The sequence below is a fragment of the Pseudomonas sp. 2822-15 genome (genome assembly GCF_002742515.1).
GTDB classification, from domain to species: domain Bacteria; phylum Pseudomonadota; class Gammaproteobacteria; order Pseudomonadales; family Pseudomonadaceae; genus Aquipseudomonas; species Aquipseudomonas salomonii.
Window position 1 is genome coordinate 1 of the sequence record NZ_LJRY01000420.1, and the last position, 238, is coordinate 238.

General features: G+C 35.3%; 1 protein-coding gene. It reads right to left on the reverse strand.

What is annotated here, in order from left to right:
- Nucleotides 1-48: 48 nt before the first annotated feature.
- The coding region (locus AOA59_RS32570) for a hypothetical protein (RefSeq protein ID WP_158235288.1) at nt 49-238 on the reverse strand (190 nt) is incomplete at its 5' end.

Below are 238 nucleotides of genomic sequence, written 5' to 3' on the forward strand. Positions count from 1 at the left end.
GTTTTTTCTCTGACTCTCTCTGCTTCTTCTGCCAACTGACGAGCTCTATTAATCTCCATTTCCATTTTTAAGGTCCTCCACATCTTGATACAGTTGATCTATATCTACAGGTTGATTAATACTAATCAAGTTTAGTTTTATCTGATCAACAGCTCTAAGCAGGCCATCAATGGTATCAGTAGCTAATTCATAGACTTCTAACTCGTCCAATTTTTGTTTATCTGATCCAGTTAATAAA